General features: G+C 58.6%; 11 protein-coding genes. 9 read left to right on the top strand and 2 right to left on the bottom strand.

Going from position 1 to position 15,459, the window contains the following annotated elements; genetic code table 11:
• Positions 1-7 precede the first annotated feature (7 nt).
• Both LRM19_RS06940 and opgC read right to left on the bottom strand, forming a co-directional pair.
• Positions 8-907 carry a hypothetical protein gene (locus tag LRM19_RS06940; protein WP_143345136.1) on the bottom strand — a complete coding sequence of 300 codons (900 nt, stop codon included), beginning with the start codon at positions 905-907 and terminating at the stop codon, positions 8-10.
• 11 nt (positions 908-918) lie between these two features.
• Positions 919-2,136, bottom strand: a complete 1,218-nt coding sequence (opgC, locus tag LRM19_RS06945; protein ID WP_271367899.1) for an OpgC domain-containing protein — start codon at positions 2,134-2,136, stop codon at positions 919-921.
• Between the two features lie 280 nt (positions 2,137-2,416).
• Between opgC and LRM19_RS06950 the strand changes: the two genes are divergently transcribed.
• The 9 genes from LRM19_RS06950 to LRM19_RS06990 all read left to right on the top strand — a co-directional run bounded on the left by LRM19_RS06950 (position 2,417) and on the right by LRM19_RS06990 (position 15,425).
• A complete protein-coding gene (locus tag LRM19_RS06950; RefSeq protein ID WP_115875102.1) occupies positions 2,417-4,234 on the top strand; it encodes a glycosyltransferase family 2 protein in 1,818 nt (605 codons plus the stop codon).
• The gene (locus LRM19_RS06955) at positions 4,231-5,550 is read left to right on the top strand and encodes a DUF3131 domain-containing protein (RefSeq protein WP_133294449.1); all 1,320 of its coding nucleotides are present in this window, start codon (positions 4,231-4,233) and stop codon (positions 5,548-5,550) included. Before LRM19_RS06950 ends, LRM19_RS06955 begins: the two co-directional genes overlap by 4 nt.
• Positions 5,547-7,094: a DUF3131 domain-containing protein gene (locus LRM19_RS06960; protein ID WP_271367903.1), complete on the top strand. Its 1,548-nt coding sequence runs from the start codon at positions 5,547-5,549 to the stop codon at positions 7,092-7,094. The genes LRM19_RS06955 and LRM19_RS06960 overlap by 4 nt, the downstream gene beginning before the upstream one ends.
• Positions 7,079-8,473: a DUF3131 domain-containing protein gene (locus tag LRM19_RS06965; protein ID WP_271367904.1), complete on the top strand. Its 1,395-nt coding sequence runs from the start codon at positions 7,079-7,081 to the stop codon at positions 8,471-8,473. The genes LRM19_RS06960 and LRM19_RS06965 overlap by 16 nt, the downstream gene beginning before the upstream one ends.
• On the top strand, positions 8,470-8,895 hold the full coding sequence (locus LRM19_RS06970) for a globin (protein ID WP_127730963.1): 426 nt from the start codon (positions 8,470-8,472) through the stop codon (positions 8,893-8,895). Before LRM19_RS06965 ends, LRM19_RS06970 begins: the two co-directional genes overlap by 4 nt.
• A gap of 10 nt (positions 8,896-8,905) precedes the next feature.
• Positions 8,906-11,572 carry a hybrid sensor histidine kinase/response regulator gene (locus tag LRM19_RS06975; RefSeq protein ID WP_271367906.1) on the top strand — a complete coding sequence of 889 codons (2,667 nt, stop codon included), beginning with the start codon at positions 8,906-8,908 and terminating at the stop codon, positions 11,570-11,572.
• Complete coding sequence (locus LRM19_RS06980) at positions 11,569-13,743, top strand: glycoside hydrolase family 2 protein (RefSeq protein WP_271367907.1); 2,175 nt, start codon at positions 11,569-11,571, stop codon at positions 13,741-13,743. The genes LRM19_RS06975 and LRM19_RS06980 overlap by 4 nt, the downstream gene beginning before the upstream one ends.
• A 94-nt stretch (positions 13,744-13,837) precedes the next feature.
• Positions 13,838-14,125 carry a VF530 family DNA-binding protein gene (locus LRM19_RS06985; protein ID WP_111963589.1) on the top strand — a complete coding sequence of 96 codons (288 nt, stop codon included), beginning with the start codon at positions 13,838-13,840 and terminating at the stop codon, positions 14,123-14,125.
• Positions 14,126-14,132: 7 nt separating this feature from the next.
• A complete protein-coding gene (locus tag LRM19_RS06990; protein WP_271367908.1) occupies positions 14,133-15,425 on the top strand; it encodes a glycoside hydrolase family 10 protein in 1,293 nt (430 codons plus the stop codon).
• The last annotated feature ends 34 nt before the right edge of the window (positions 15,426-15,459 follow it).

Genomic DNA, 15,459 nt, shown 5'->3' on the forward strand with positions numbered 1-15,459 from the left:
ATCCCTCCTAAAGCGGTAAGAACCAGATGAGGCTCACGGTCCCTTCCCTGAATTTTGCATTCCCGTTACCGTGCCCCGGATAGCGCGTTCCCGCATAGTTCGCGTACTGGATGGAGAACGAACCCGGCGTATAGCCGGCATAACCGAAGCTGTAGCTGTAATCGCCGTTCCAGGGCTGCTGCTGGCTGCTGTCCGGGAACCAGAATGCCGTCGCGCGAACGAAGAAATGTTGTTTGAAGGTGTAGCCGCAGCCGCCGAGCATGACGTTTTTATTTTTGCGAATGTCATCGCTGCTGAGATCGTAGTACCGCGGCACCCAGCTGTACCCGACCTGGCAAATGATGGAATCCCCTTTATTAATCAGGAGCGTGTTTTCGACCGGTTTCGGTAGCGAAAACTTGTAGGCCAGCGTAAAGGCGCCCTGTTCGAAATAGGTGTGTCGTCGGCTACCCGACGTCCAGAAGTGGTTATCGCCGTAGTTGCTGTAAACCAGGCTCACCGTGTTGGCGTGCCAGTCATCGTAGCCGAAGCTGTAGCGAAAATCGGCGGTGTAGCGGCTGGTGTCTCTGACCGGCAGTCGGGACGTGATGTTGGCAAACCAGAAGCTGTAGGGGGAATACTGAAGGCTGAGATTTAGCGTCTGGTTAAACTTTTTCTTTTCCGTGGCGGTGTCTGAACTGTTCGGAATGCTCATCCACTGCTCTTTCAGTCCCGAGCTAAAGCTCAGCGCACCTGAGAATTTCTTGTCGTTACCCGAGAACAGGCGCCCCCAGCGGCTGGTAAAGACGCCAGCCTGAACGGGTTCACCGTTCTTATCGCGCAGGGATTCATTTTCACTGCTTTTCGCCGCCTCCGCGGCGGGTATCGCGGCGAGCAGCACGCCCGCCAGAAGCCATTTTTCGCGCATAACCGCCATCCTTAGTTAGGTATCCAGCGTGCGCCGACGTCGTATTTTGCCATCAGCCACAAAATACCCAGTGCCGCCGCATGCACTAACGTGTTCTCTATCCAGGCATGACGCCATAAGTCGAAGGTGATGAACTGGCTCACCAGCAGCACCACGTACACATGCAAAATAAAGGTATAAAGCGAGTGCTGGCCGAGCGGGATCAGGAACCATCCCAGCAGGCGATTGAGCGGCGTCCAGCAATACGTCAGCACCAGGTAGACGGTGACCATCAGGGCGATATCGTTTAACACCCGCACCGGGCCCAGCCCGTTCTTCGCCGCCCAGGTGTGATAAAACGAATTGAAGCTGTCAGGCGGGATGACGTGCATCAGCAGCGCGGGCGGCATAAACGGGTTGGTATGGTTCTGGGCGACAAATCCCAGCACCAGCGACACCATAACCAGCGCCACTACCACCCCTTTCCCCGGAGGCGTCCGGGCGAAAGAGAGCAGTTCGGCTTTATACCAACCGCTGGCCATGCCCAGCACAAAGATGAACTGCCAGGCGAGCAGCGGGAAGGCAAATTCGAATTCCGACGGCGTCAGCCGGAGCGGCCAGCGCTGCCACAAGCCGTACACCAGCAGCGACAGCCCCAGCAGCCACCAGACTTTTCCTTTCTGCAGCATCCCCAAAAATAGCGGGCTGAGTAGCAGCAAAAAGATATACAGCCCCAGAATTTGCGTCTGATGGGGGCCAATCTGCAAATAGAGAATAATGTTGAACCAGGTCTCTTTAATTTGCGGCGTAACAGGATAAAGCGACCAGCTTTGGCCCGAAAAGCGGTCGGTAAAATGGGTGACCTCGAAAACGTTAATATATGGGATATAGGCCAGAAGAATAAATGACACTATGATAATGATATTTACACGATATATTTTCCACGCCCTGAGATAAAGCCCCCACCAAACCGTGAGCAAAACCACTTTTTGCAGACGCGCGCGGTTCAGCATGCCAAGCATAAACCCCGAGAGAATAACAAAACCTTCTGCACCGGTTGTTAACCCAAAACGCTCCCAGGAGAATATATTAAATACCGACATTACCTCCGTATGCGCCACGACCATCATGACGAGAGCAATGCCGCGCATAAAGTCGATTCTCAGGTCCCTGGCACCTGCAACGGCGTACCTCCATGCTGTTGATTTAGCGTCATCTTCTTGCGCTACCGACGGCGCAACATGGCTCATAGGGTGTCCTTTGCCTGAAAACGAAAATTAAGGTCTAAATAAAGTAGATAGCCTAAAGGAATAGTAACCGCAATTTATCGTCAGCAGATGAAAGATATTAAGCAGAATTTAAGCTGAATTAACCACCGCTAAATATTAATAAAAACGTGGCTGGACACTTTTATTCGGCGTTCTACACTTATCTTAAATCTTGTTTAATCGCTATTTTCTTTCGCTTTTGGGAAACTGTCTGCGCAGCAGAATGGGTCTGCATTTTCACGGAATCAGGAACGCCGGAACTATGGATTTTTATTTTTCCCGTTTTGAACATCGTCGTCCTCCGGAACCGTTAACAACACCGCGCTGGGTAATGATGACCTGGCAGGTGTTGGCGGTCGCGGCGCTTATTCTGGGTGCCAATTATATTTACTGGCGCTGGACCGCCTCCCTGAATACTGACGCATTATGGTATGCCATTCCGCTGGTCCTCGCCGAAACCCTGGCGTGGATTGGCACCGTGCTGTTTACCATCAATTTGTGGAAAGAACAGGATCCTCCTCAAAGTCCGCCGCCCGGCGAAATTAACGAATGTCTGTCGCCTGAGGAGGCCGTTGAGCCCCGTCCCGTAAAGGTGGATCTGTTCATTGCCACCTACTCGGAAGACACCGAGCTGGTCAGGCTGTCCATTCGCGACGCCCTGAAGATGACGTACCCGTTCCCGATTGACTACCGGATCCACGTGCTTGATGACGGCCGCCGCCCGGAGATGAAAGCCGTCTGTGAAGAGGAAGGCGTTAACTATATCACTCGCCAGACCAACATCGGCTTTAAGGCCGGCAACCTGCGCAACGGCCTTGAGCAAACCGACGGCGATTTCATTGTTATCTGCGACGCCGATACCCGGGTATTTCCCACCCTGCTCAGCCATACGCTGGGCTATTTTCGCGATCCGGACGTGGCCTGGGTACAGACGCCGCAGTGGTTCTTCGATCTTCCGGAAGGAGAAAACCTGTCGCGCTGGGGCCAGCGAAAAGCCGGAAAAGTGGGCTACGGTCTGGGCTGGCTGATTCAAAAGTGTGTTGGCCCGGTCACGATAGGCCGCGACCCGTTTTTTAACGATCCGCGCATGTTCTATGACGTGATCCTGCGGCGGCGCAACTGGGCGAACGCGGCTTTTTGCTGTGGCGCGGCGTCCATTCACCGTCGCGAGGCGGTCATGCAGGCCGCGCTGAGAAGCTACGTCTGGTCCGTCGAAGAGGAGATCCATCGTCATACGCGCGACATTCGCGATGAGGAGACCCGGGACGCGCTGCAGAATGCAATGCGTCCGCACGTGGCGTTTGACACCGAGCTAACCCCCTACAAATTCCACGTCTCGGAAGATATTTACACCTCGGTGCTGCTGCACGGTGACGCCGCACGACGCTGGCGCTCGGTTATGCATCCGCGGGTTGAGTCGAAGATGCTCTCTCCGCAGGATATGCTCACCTGGATGATCCAGCGCTTTAAGTACGCCGCCGGCTCGCTGGATATTTTGTTTCATGACAACATCTTCAGTCGTCGCCGCTTCAGGCTCTCTCTGCCCCAGACGCTGATGTATGCCACCACCTTCTGGTCATACATGGCCTGCGTATGGAACACGGTGTTTTTGATTTCACCCATTATCTATCTGTTCACCGGCATTCCGCCGGTGTCCGCCTGGTCGACGCCGTTCTATCTGCATTTTCTGCCGTTTTTTATTTTCTCCGAGCTGGCCTTTATGTTCGGCACCTGGGGGATCTCGGCCTGGGACGGCAGGGCCTCATACCTCTCCTTCTTTTCCATGAACCTGCGCGCGCTCAATACGGTGCTGCGGGGCGAACAGATCAAATTTCACGTCACGCCAAAAGAGCGGCAGACGGGCCGTTTTCTCTACCTGGTGAAGCCGCAAATTGCCATCGTGGTGCTGACCCTCGCAGGGCTTATCTGGGGCGGTATCCAGGTGGCGCGTGGACAGGTGGATGACCCCTCCGGCTATGTCATCAATATTTTCTGGGGAGGGGTGAACATCGCCGCCATGCTGCCGCTGATTTTCGCAGCCATGTGGACGCCCGCTGAAGAGGACGAGGTCACCCAATGAGGATACGTGATGCCCTGCTGCCCGCGCGCAGCTACCTCACCATTTTGCTCGGCTTCCTGATCGGCTTTGCCATTGTGGTCTGGGTGGAGAAACAGATGCCCACGCGCGTGGAAAGCAGCGGCGGCATCGCGCTCAGTAAAGACTTTCCGCCGCTGCCCACAAAACGGGCGCTGACCTATGACGAAGCCATCTGGGCGCGGGTCGCCTGGCAATACTACGTGAATAATACCCAGCCAAATGGGCTGGCGAACGCCAGCGACGGTGAACCCTGGCTGAGCCTCTGGAGCGTGGGAAGCTACCTGTTTGCGACCGCTGCCGCAGAGCAGCTCAATATTATTTCCGCCGATGAGTTTGACGAGAGGGTCAGCACCGCCGTGTTCACGCTGGGGCAACTGCCGCTCAATGACAAAGGTCTCCCCGCCGCCTATTACCATGCGGACACGCTCAAGATCCTGGGCAAGCCTGACGCCTCCGCAATCGGTCTGAGCCGGCTGCTGACGGCATTACAGACCCTGCTATGGCGCTATCCCCAGCACGCGGCGGCTATCCACGATCTGTTTAGCCTCTGGAACACCGGCGCTCTGATTGAAAATAGCGCTCAAAGTCAGGCAGCCGTGCCGCTCCATCACTGGACGCTGACCGATGACGAACAGCGGGACAGCTTTGGCTACCGTCTCTATGCCAGCCATACGCTGCGCCTGATTGACAGCGCGGCAGGACTCGCGGTGACCAACCCGCCTGAAGGGCAAAAGATGATCGATCTGGATGGCGTAATGGTGCCCGATGAAGGGCTACGCACGCCCTGGGGCAAGCAAACTTCGCTGATCAGTCTCCCCTACCTGTTAACCGGTCTTGAGCTGGGCTTTGATGCGCAGAGCGCTGAAATTGCGTGGCGAATTATGCAGATCCAGCAGCGGCGCCACGGCCTGCGCGCGCCAAAACCGCCGATCAGCACGGATTATGCCGAACCCGCGCCGGATTACGTTAACGATCTGCCGGACAGGCAGCCGGTACAGGCGCGTAACCTGCGCGACGAGGTGCCGGAGAAAGTGGCGATTACCTCCACCCGCACCGCGTTTGCCTGGTATGCCCTTTTCCGCAACAGCTGGAGCGAAGCGCTGCGCCAGCAGGTTCTGGCCCTTCAGGTGCCGGGTAAAGGCTGGCAGCGCGGGTTAAATCTCAACAACAGCGTCAATGCCGTGGTGGACGCCGATACCAATGCCATTGTGCTGGAAAGTCTGTCTTACATCGCGCATGGCCAGATGCTCTGTCTGGCCTGCCTCTACACTTCCCCCTCAGCAGGAGCAACGCCATGAAGCCACGATCCCCGATCCTTTTTCACCTGCTCACGGGAATATCGATCTGCTGGCTGGCCTTATCGACCGTGCGTGCGGATACCGAGCTCCCTGCATCAGGTTACTCCCCGCGCAGCGGCGAGCTGACCGCCCGGGAGATGACCATCGCGAAAAACGCCTGGCAGTATTTCGTCACCAACTATCAGCCCACGACGGGCCTGGTGAATGCGGTCAACAAATATCCCTCCACCACCATGTGGGACAGCGCCTCCTATCTGGCCGCCCTGACGGCGGCGCGCGAACTCGGGATCATTGATAAAGCGGAATTTGACCGCCGGATGCTGAAATTCCTCGCCACGTTAAACACCCTGGTGCTCTTTCGCAACGAGCTCCCCAACAAAGCGTATAACACCATCAGCGGCCAGAAGGTGGACTACACCAACAAGCCCGGCGAAATTGGCTTCTCGGCGCTGGATATCGGGCGAATGCTGGTCTGGCTGAAAATCATCAAAGAGCGTTATCCGGAATACGGCAACAGCATTGATAACGTGGTGCTCGGCTGGGATTTCAGCCACGCGATCGACCCCTGCGGCACGCTGTACGGGGCCTATCTGGAGAACGGCCAGCCGAAGTACGTTCAGGAAGGTCGACTGGGCTATGAAGAGTACGGCGCGGCCGGTTTCCAGCTGTGGGGGTTTAATACCTGCAAAGCCAGCCGTCCGCAGCCTTACGAGCTGGCCGAGATCTACTGCGTGCTGGTCCCGTACGATACGCGCGACCCGCGCAACACGTCGCAGCATAACTACGTGGTGACGGAATCCTACCTGCTCTACGGGCTGGAGTTCGGCTTTGATAAACCGACCGACCGGGATAACGCCCCGCGCGACTACTCCCTGACGTGGATGAAAAACTTTGCCGACCGCGTTTATCAGGCTCAGGAGAACCGCTATACCATTACCGGCGTCCTCACCGCGCGCTCCGAGCACCAGCTCGATAAGGCCCCTTACTTCGTCTATGACACCGTCTTCAGCGACGGGTACAACTGGAACACCATTACCGATAAGGGACAGTTCGTCCCTAACGCTGCCGCGATTTCGCTGAAGGCGGCGCTGGGCATGTGGGTGCTGTGGAACTCACCTTATACCGACCGCCTGCTCAATACCATTGAGAATGCCAACGAAGAGGGAAAAGGCTACTACGAAGGGCTGTATGAAAACGGTGACGGCCCGATCAAAGAGTTCACCGCGAACAACAACGGCATCATGCTGGAGGCACTGTTGTTCAAAAAAGAGGGAAAACTGCTGGCCTTCAACACCGACAATCCGAAGAGCAAGGATTTTGCCCCGTCCCTGTGGGATCAAAAGCTGCTCGATCAGTTTGAAGAGAACAACGCGCTGCGCAGCCGTCCGTTCCTGACCAGCACACCAGCCGTAAAAAGCTGGTGCGACCGGACCGGCGTCACGCAACGCACCAAACCCGCCTGCCAGGCCTGTCAGTGCGCGTCATGCAGCGTGGACGAGCCCGTTAAACTGCCTCCGGTGACTGCGCAATGCTTAAAACCATAGCCAGAGGGCTCGCGGGATTACTCCTCGCAGGCGCGATCGTCTTTGCGCTGTTTGGACATCAGGGAGCAGGCTGGCGCTGGCTCATCAACGGCGGGTGGCACTCCAGCGCGCGTATTGCCGCCCTGACGCCGGAAGAGCGGACGTGGGCGGCGATCGCCTGGCGCTATTTCGTCAATAATACCCAGCCGCAAACCGGGCTGGTCAACGGGAGCGACAAACAGCCCCGCGTCACGCTCTGGCAAATGGGCGACACGCTTATCGCCCTGCTGGCGGCAAAAGAGCTGGGGCTGATTGACGACGCCGAATATGACGCTCGCCTGACGCGGCTGATGGGCACCCTCAACCGCCTGATGCTGACCGAGGCCCGGACGCCGGGTCGACTCTATTCCAGCCAGACGGCGACGCCGATCGACTTTAGCGGCAAGCCCGTTAAAAATGGCTGGTCCGCGCGCGACATGGCGCGTCTGATGCTCGCCCTGCGCCTCACCGCAGAGCGGGAACCGCAGTACAGCGAATACCTGGATAAAATCATCCTGCGCTGGAATTTCTGTCCGGTCATCGATCGTGAAGGCGAACTGTGGTCATCTTCCCTGCAAAACGGCCAGCCGGTGGTGCGCGAGGAGCTGCGCCTGGGCGAGAGCGAATATGCCGCAACGGCGTTTCGGCTGTGGGGGTTTTCCCCGGAGAAAGCGTTTACGCCCCCGGCGCACCACGTCATCATCGCCCAGCGGCGTCTGGCCGTCGATGCCCGGGATCCGCGCACCACGTGGCAACCCTCCCTGATCGCCACCCTTCCCTATATGCTGCCGGGCCTGGAGTTTGGCTGGGAGCCCGAAGGCGTTGCGGCCGATCGGCAAAAGCACCTGCGCAAGCAGGCCGAAAACGTCTGGCTGAGCCAGAAGAGCCGCTGGGAGACCGATAAGATCCTGACGGCCAGAGCAGATTTCTCGCTTCCGCAGGCGCCCTGGCATATCCAGGATACGGTCTGGGGAAACGGCTATGCCTGGAACTCTGTCGGTGACGATGGCCGGGACTACACCCGTTTCGCGCAGGTATCGACCAAGGCGGTCTTTGCCCTGTGGGCCCTGTGGGACACCCCTTACACCGACGTGCTGATGGCGGTGACAAAGCATCTTAACGATCCGCAAAAAGGCTGGTACGAAGGCCGCCAGGAAGCCACGGGCGATACTAACGCTGCGCTCACCCTTTCCACCAATGCCACGGTGCTGGAAGCCCTGTTCTTTAAGCACAACGCGGGCCCCCTGTTTGACGCCCGCCGGGCCAAAAAAGAGAGCTACTTTACGCGCCGTGTGGCAGATGACTATACGCCCGTCGGGCACTGTCTACCGGGCGAAAACGCCGTAAGGAGGACGCCGTGAAATTTTACCGCGATCTGTTTGAATCCAGCCTGAACCGCGTCTTTCCGGATAATGACAAAACGGCGTTTTTCCAGACGTTCTATGACGCCTTCGTTCATATGTCGCCCGAGACGGAGCAGCATTTTTCTCGCCTGCCGGATAGCGAGGGTCAGCAGACCCTGTTTAAGAGTTTCTTCGCCATGCTTGCGGTGGACGGCGCGTTAATCGTGCCTGATTTTCTCGAGCGCCTGGCGCGGGAGCAAGGCGACGACGGTCTCCACCTCCCCCCGCGTTTTTTCGCCCTGTGGCGCGAAGCCATGTTGAACACGGTGAGCCTGCGCGATCCGCAGTGCGACGATGAAATCCTGACGGCCTGGGCCATGGCGATCGCGCCCGGGCTGGAATACCTGCGCCGACAGGCAGAACTTCACTACCGCGCGTAGGAGGATCACGATGAGCGCATTCACGTACGATCTTAACGCGCTGCCGGCGGCCGTCATGATTTATGACCGCGAGGAACGCCTGCAGGCCTGGAATCACAACGTGGCCCTGTTTTATCCGGTCATCACCCCGTGGCTGAAGGCGGGCACAACGCTGGAGTCGCTGGCGGAACGCTTTATCGACGCCGTTTACAACGTCGACCCTGGCCTGCGTCAGACGCTGCGCGAGTCGATCGTGCGCAACTGTCGGCAGGATAAACACTGCGAAGTGCGGCAGGCGGGCCAGCGGCGCATCTTCGTCCAGCACCAGCGCCTTGCGGACGGCGGCATTGTCAGCCTGCACAGCGATATTACCGAGCTGGATGAAGCGCAGCGGGCGCGGCACCAGCTGCATGACGATTTTCTGCTGACGGCGGAATCCATCCATATCGGGATCTGGGACTGGCAGGTTTCCGGCGACACGCTCCAGGTCAACGATACCCTGCTTGCCATGCTGGGCCAGTCGCGCACCCAGTGGCGATATCCGGTGCGTTTTTTACTTAACCAGGTTCACGAGGACGATCGCGCAGCGCTGCGCAAGGCTCTACAGGCTTCGAAGCAGGATCATCGCCCGGTCTTTGAATGTGAAATTCGCGTGCATCACCCTACCGAAGGACTGCGCTGGATGCTGCTCTCCGGCCAGGTGGTCACGCTCTCTATTGAGGGAAACGCCGAGCGCGTGATTGGCACGCTGCAGGATATTACGCGCCGCAAGGAGGCTGAAATTCAGGCGTTCGCCTCGGCCATTGAGGCACAAAAAGCCAATGAGGCGAAAAGCGCGTTTCTGGCGAATATGAGCCATGAAATTCGCACCCCAATGAACGGCATTATTGGCATGACCCAGCTGTGCCTGGATACGGCGCTCAGCGCCGATCAGCGCGATTACCTGACGCTGGTGATGAGTTCTGCCCAGTCTTTGCTGCATATCATCAACGACATTCTCGACTTTTCCCGGATTGAAGCCGGAAAAGTGGAGCTGGAGGCGGAGCCCGTCCCGGTCCGCCCCTTTATTCAGTCGCTTATTCGCCCGCACATGCCGGGGGCGAGCGAAAAAGGCATCGAGCTGCTGGTTGATATTGCGCCCGACGTCCCCGACGTGCTGCTGGTCGACGGCGCGCGGCTGCGCCAGATCCTGACCAATCTGCTGGGCAACGCGCTGAAGTTTACCCATCAGGGAGAAGTGATCCTCATTGTTGAACCCGGCGATAGCGCGGAACGCTGGCGTTTTCGCGTGCGCGACAGCGGCATTGGCATACCTTCAGATAAGCAGAAAGCCATTTTTGAAGCCTTCAGCCAGGCGGATAACTCAACCACCCGCCGCTATGGCGGTACGGGGCTCGGGCTAACCATCTCTGCGCGACTGGTCGCGGCGATGGGCGGCGAATTAACGGTGTCCAGCGAGCCGGGGAAAGGCAGCGAATTTTCCTTCGCGCTGCCGCTTGCGGCCCAGGCGCCTGGCCCGGAGGAACGCCGGCATAGCCATAGCTTTAACGGGGAGCCCGTGCTGGTGGTTGATGATAACGCGACCAACCTGCGGCTATTGGCCGCCATGCTTAGCCAGATGGGGCTGAAACCCACCTGCGTCAACAACGCCAGCGAGGCCATCAACCGGGTTAAAGCGGGAACGGCATGGCCGCTGATCCTGCTGGACGCGCAGATGCCGGATATGGACGGCGTGTCTCTGGCCCTTGAGCTTTCGGTACTGCCGCAGATTTCTGAAAGCCATATCATCATGCTGAGCTCCATGAGTCGACATTTTGATATCAATATGCTGAAGCGGATCGGTATCCAGAACTACCTGCATAAACCTATAGCCCAGAATGAATTGCATCAGGCGATTGCCGCGGCGTTTGAACGTGCGCCGAAGACGGTGAGTGAAAGCGCGCCCGCACCCACCGTCGCGCCGGACACTGCGGGGCTCAGGGTCCTGCTGGCGGAAGATAATCTGGTCAACCAGAAGGTCGCCGCGCGCCTGCTCGAGCGGCTCGGGCACACCTGTCAGATCGTCGATAATGGCGTCGCGCTGCTGGAACGCTGGCGCGCGGGCGTGTGGGACGTTTTGCTGATCGATCTTCAGATGCCAGAGATGGACGGTGAAACCGCCATTCGCCTGCTGCGTGAAGAAGAACGCGCCCGCCCCGGACCGGCGCAGCCCACCGTCGCCATGACGGCACACGCCATGCAGGGGGATAAAGAGCGCTGTCTTAACATGGGTTTCGACGGCTACATTGCCAAACCCATCAGCCAGGAGCGTCTCGCTGAAGAGATTGCTCGCGTGCTTCCGCGCCACGATGCCCCTTCCGACTTCCCGGATGAAGCACGCCTGCTGAAGCAGTGTGCTGACGACCCTGCTCTGGTTCAGGAGCTGCTGGCCCTGTTTGGCGAAGGGCTGGAGGAGGCCATGAAGGCCATCACCCGGGCTATTGACAGCGACGATCGTGAAGCGCTGCGCCGCGCGGCCCACAAGCTACGGGGAGAAGCCGTCACCCTGGACTTCAGCACGCTCGCACAGCAGCTACAGGCGCTGGAGAGCGAGGCGCACACGCTGGAGGGGCAACAGCTTGCGACGTTCAACCAGCAGCTTCAGAAGGAATCGCTGCGCCTGATGGCGTGGCTCAACGCGCGCGGGGTAAACGCATGAACGCTCGCAACTGCGCGCTGCTCTTTGCCCTGTTGACCACCCATGCGGTGGCGAACGCTGCGCCGGTCAGCTGGTCTCTGGCCGGAGAATGGCAGGTTCAGGACGCCAATGATAGCGCGCATCCTGCCGCATCAGGCTGGCGCCCGCTTCAGGTCCCCGCCAACTGGTACAGCGCCGGGTACGATCATCAGGGCGCGCTGTGGTACAAGCACGCCTTTTCCCTGCCCGTGCAGCCGCCCGACGTAATGAGCACCCTGGTGTTTGACGGCGTCGATTACCTGGCCGAGGTCACCCTGAACGGCCAGCCGCTCGGCCAACATGAGGGCTATTTTCAGCGCTTTTCGCTGGATGCCAGCCAGGCGTTACAACGTCACAACCGACTGGTGGTCAGGGTGGACAGCCCTTACGAAGATCCCAATAAGGTCTGGCCGCTGCATAAAACGCTCATGAAAGGGATCCTTAACCAGCATGACACGCGTCCCGGCGGGGCCTGGTCGCCGCAAGGACAGGACGCTAACTCGGGCGGCATCTGGGCACCGGTGAGGCTGCATCTTAGCCGGGGCGCTACCCTGGATGAGACCATCCTGCGACCAGACTGGTCACAGGGGCTGACGCACCCCGCGCTGAAAGCAGATATTCGCTATCGCGCGCTCGAATCGGGCCCGGCGACCGTGCGGCTCACCGCCACGCCCGCCAATTTCAGCGGCAATCGCTTCCAGGCTGACTTTCCGGTTACCCTCGAAAGCGGCGCCCATTCCGTGCAGGTGACGCTGCCCATGCCGAAGGCAAAACTGTGGTGGCCCGTCGGTACGGGGAAACCGCACCTGTATACCATTCGCGTGGCATTACGCGATGAAAACGGCCTGATGGATACGGCGGTGACCCGCACCGGGCTGCGCAAGATCGTCGAGCAGCCCGACAATAAGGGCTGGCTCATTAACGACAAACGCCTTTTCATTAAGGGCAGCAATTACATCGGCTCCCCCTGGCTCAGCAACATGACGCGAGAAAAATACCGTCGCGATCTTCGTCTGGTGGAAGCCATGAACGCCAACGCCATACGCGTGCACGGACACGTTGCCGGGCGCGCGCTGTATGACGTGGCCGATGAGATGGGGATGATGATCTGGCAGGATGTTCCGCTGCAGTGGGGCTACAACAACAGTGCGGCTTTCACGGAAAATGCGGTTCGACAGACGCGGGAGATGATCGAACAGTTCGGTAACTCCCCCGCCATCATCGTCTGGGGCGGGCATAACGAACCGCCGTGGAACTCGCCGTGGATGGAAAAACGCTTCCCGGACTGGAATAAAAACCTCAACCGCGAACTCACGCAAAAGGTAGCGGATACGCTTGCCGAAGATACCTCCCGCATCGTGCACCGCTTCTCCGCCGTTGAGGAGCATTACTGGGCGGGCTGGTACTTTGGTACCGTACGCGACCTGCTTGCTCCGGCTAAAACGGGGATCATCACCGAGTTCGGCGCGCAGGCGCTTCCCCGCCTGTCAACGCTAAAAACCATCATCCCGGCGGCGTCGCTCTGGCCAAAAACGACCGCCGCTGACGATCCTGGCTGGACCGTCTGGAAATACCATAATTTTCAGCCCTTCCAGACCTTTAAGTTTGCCGGTATTCCGCGCGGGAAGAACATTCAGGCGATGATTCGCAATACTCAGGCGTACCAGTCTCAGCTGGTGGCCACGGCGGCAGAGAGCTACCGTCGACAACGCTACCAGCCGGTGACGGCCCTGTTCCACTTCATGTTTGTAGAAACCTGGCCCTCCATCAACTGGGGCGTGGTGGACTACCTGCGTAAGCCTAAAGCCGGGTTTTACGCCTTAAAACGCGCCTACCAGCCTGTTCTGCCGTCCATTGAACCGGTGACGGCGCAGTGGCAATCCGGGGCGGCGGGGAGCGTGCGTCTGTGGGCCATCAACGACACCTGGAAACCGTGCCGCGAATGCCGTCTGACCTGGCGCATCACCCAGCGCGACAAGGTGCTGGCAAAAGGCACGACGGCGATGACGATCGCAGCAGATTCGGGAACGATGGTTAAAACGCTTACGGCCACGCCCGTGGGCCAGGACGACGTGTCGATTCGGTTTACGATTGAAAACAGCTCGGGAAAAATTATCGGTGAAAATCAGCGCACGGAGTCCGTCATAAAGTGAGCGAGGGGAAAAGGAAAATTGCCGCTTCCCCTGCTTTCTTGTACCCTTTCAGCGTTTATCCCAATCACTTAAAAATCGAGACATCCGGACGCCTATGACTGCACATATTTCCAAAGATCCTTTGCATGGCGTAACGCTGGAGATGATGGTCAACGCCCTGGTGGCGAAATATGGCTGGAGCGAATTGGGCGACCGAATCAAAATTAACTGTTTCAGAAAAGACCCCAGCGTTAAATCGAGCCTGAAATTTCTGCGCCGTACCCCGTGGGCGCGCGCGGAGGTCGAAGCCCTGTATCTGGACTCTCTCGATGATGAGGGAAATACAGAGCAGGCGGCGCCCGCATTTAATCCCTGGGCCAACAGCAGGATTATCAAGAGCTAATACGCAAATGACGCGACACGTAAAACGGATTGGTGCGCTGGCTGCCTGCGCACTTTTACTTGTAAGCTGCTCCTCAAAACCACCCAAATCACTGGTTACCCCTCTCCCCACCGTCAGCAAACCGACGCCGCAGGCAAACCAGCCGATGCGCGGCATCTGGCTGGCGACCGTCTCGCGTCTCGACTGGCCCCCGGTGGCCTCGGTGAATGGCCGCAGCGCGGACCAGCGCATCGCGATGCAAAAGCAGGCGCTGATTGCAAAGCTCGACAACCTTAAGCAGCTCGGCATCAACACGGTATTTTTCCAGGTGAAGCCGGACAGCACGGCCCTCTGGTCATCTAAAATTTTACCGTGGTCAGATATGCTGACCGGCAACATCGGTGAGTATCCGGGATACGATCCGCTGCAGTTTATGCTTGATGAAGCGCACAGGCGCGGCATGAAGGTCCATGCCTGGTTTAACCCCTATCGCGTATCGACCAACACCAAACCGTCCACCATCGCCGCCCTGAACCGGACCGCCTATCAGACCCCGGCCAGCGTTTATGTGCAGCACCCGGAATGGGTCCGCATCTCGGGCGACCGCTTTGTGCTCGACCCGGGGATTCCGGAGGTGCGCGACTGGATAACCAAAGTGGTGACCGAAGTGGTGGCGAACTACCCGGTAGACGGCGTGCAGTTTGATGATTACTTCTATGCCGAATCGCCGGGCTCCGCGCTGAATGATTCGCAGACCTGGCGGCAGTACGGCCAGGGGTTTGCCTCGAAAGCCGACTGGCGTAGACACAACACCCAACAGCTGATCGTCCAGGTCTCCCGCGCGATCAAGCAGACAAAGCCCAACGTGGAGTTTGGCGTCAGCCCGGCGGGCGTGTGGCGTAACCGCTCCTTTGACCCGGCAGGCTCCGACACCCGCGGCGCCGCGGCCTATGATGAATCCTACGCCGATACGCGTCAGTGGGTGCAGCAGGGCCTGCTGGACTACATCGCGCCGCAGATTTACTGGCCCTTCTCTCGTGATGCCGCGCGCTATGACGTGCTGACCAGATGGTGGGCCGACGTCGTCAAGCCGACCCACACTCGCCTGTATATCGGCATTGCGTTCTACAAGGTTGGCGAGCCGTCGAGAAACGAGCCGGACTGGACGGTTCAGGGCGGCGTGCCGGAGCTGAAAAAGCAACTCGATCTCAACGATTCACTGCCCAACGTCAACGGCACCATCCTGTTCCGGGAAGATTACCTGAACCAGCCGCAGACGCAGCAGGCGGTAAACTACCTCCGCGGACGCTGGGGAAGCTGAGTGACCACCAGGCAGAAACGCCCCGTTTCTGCCT

This window comes from Enterobacter sp. PI-10 (assembly GCF_027947695.1).
Taxonomy (GTDB): Bacteria; Pseudomonadota; Gammaproteobacteria; order Enterobacterales; family Enterobacteriaceae; genus Enterobacter; species Enterobacter vonholyi.